The 1,545-nt window shown below is 38.9% G+C and carries 2 protein-coding genes; both read left to right on the top strand.

Annotation, left to right across the window (positions count from 1 at the left end; all coding sequences use genetic code 11):
* Positions 1-526 precede the first annotated feature (526 nt).
* Positions 527-898 (top strand): hypothetical protein, encoded by a 372-nt coding sequence (locus KQJ18_RS23945; protein WP_216422946.1) that lies wholly within the window; start codon positions 527-529, stop codon positions 896-898.
* A 53-nt stretch (positions 899-951) separates the two neighbouring features.
* On the top strand, positions 952-1,545 hold a 594-nt coding region (locus KQJ18_RS23940; protein ID WP_216422945.1), incomplete at its 3' end, for a hypothetical protein.

Here is a 1,545-nt window from a genome sequence, read left to right as displayed (position 1 = left end):
TAGCTACACTACCCTTATGTTTTGTGTATGACTTCTGCATGTTGCTGAGTATGAAGGCTACCTCATAGCTATACCATCCATAAGCAGACCCTATTTCATCTACGCAAATCTACGTAGTTCATCATCTCTTTCATCGTCGCGGAGCTTCCACCGTCAGTGATCATCGTGAGTCTTAGCCTTTTGCAAGGCACGACATAACAAGCGGGTATAGTTTTAACTGTAAATAACTCCCGCGTTATAAAGCTTTTCCCGTACTACATGCCCCATTGTCATCACATACGGGCTAACACAACACGCGGGAACATATCACTGCCTGTCTCCGTAGATTGTCCGTTGATGTATCCGTTAAATAGTATCGGTGAATGATGGTTGTACACAGCATGAAGGGCATGATTATTGATCATGAATAGATCAATTATGTTTCTCAACGTTACAAAGAATGTATAAGCATAATTAGCTAATTATCTCTTCCTCAATAGGAGTGGAATAGCCCCGCTTTAATTACACTATAGATAAGAGAATGAACATGAATATCACTATTAAGTTAGTTACATTTGCAGCCGTAGAAGTAAACGAAGTTTTTGTTATTAATGTTAATGGTTCTATTTATATGGGTTGGAGACAAGAAGAGACTATCTATCGTTGCATTGATAGTCATGGTACTCAAGGCCATTTTGATCTTAGTTCAATTGAGAGCAATCGTGATGTAGTAGTCATTGGTAACACAACATCCTATTCTGATGTTCAGCATTATGCACCGTGGTTTGTTGGTGAACGTACACAATCACACACTCGTGTTGGTGGTTCTGCTGCTCTTAATGCACTTCAAGGCGTATCAGCAATGCGTTTAGCTATTGAAGCTGCTACTGTCACTCGTAATATAGCTACAGATTTTTAATTAATATTAGGGCGTTATAATACGCCCTTTCCTCATGACTATAGGTAGAAATAATGACTACTTTTACTAATAAGCAAATAGTTGCTCTGATTGATATTGATGTATTTAAAATACCTGCTCGTGATACTGAGTCACGTAACAAACGTATTCAAGAAGGTAAGAAATTAAAAGCTGAATATGATAAAGGTAGTTTTACTAAAACTGCTGCTGTTAAAGCTATTTTAGAAGCAGGTGGTAAGGTTGATGCTGTTCAGATGAATAAGCTGCTTGGTATCACTACTAACAAGCGTGGTTCTAAGCCAACAGAAGCCCCACAGAGCAATGAGCAACTTAATGCAATGCAGCAGGAGCTTGAACAGCTTAGAGAACGTCTAAAGGCTGCTGAGGCTCTTAACGCTTTAGTTCCTGTGATAGCCAGTAAAGAAAATCAATCTTCTGTATTGGCTCAGATAACAGCAGAAGAACAAACTAAAGAGCTTGCAGATATTCAACGTTACGCTGAAGAACGTAAGCAACAGACAGCAGAGGCTATCACTAAACAAATGCGTTTAGTGTTCCCTGACTATTTCCCTGATGTTATTACGTCGGTAGTAGAAGAGACTACACAAGCATTAAATAATGCTTCTCTAGATTATTCAGGTTTGTCT

This window comes from Citrobacter sp. S55_ASV_140, from assembly GCF_018919505.1.
GTDB lineage: Bacteria > Pseudomonadota > Gammaproteobacteria > Enterobacterales > Enterobacteriaceae > Citrobacter > Citrobacter werkmanii.
The sequence above is the reverse complement of the archived record's forward strand: the minus strand, read 5'-3'. Positions and strand labels throughout refer to the sequence as shown.

Excerpts from the sequence above, each read along its gene's own strand:
- KQJ18_RS23945 (WP_216422946.1), top strand. The coding sequence starts at position 527 with ATGAATATCACTATTAAGTTAGTTACATTTGCAGCCGTAGAAGTAAAC.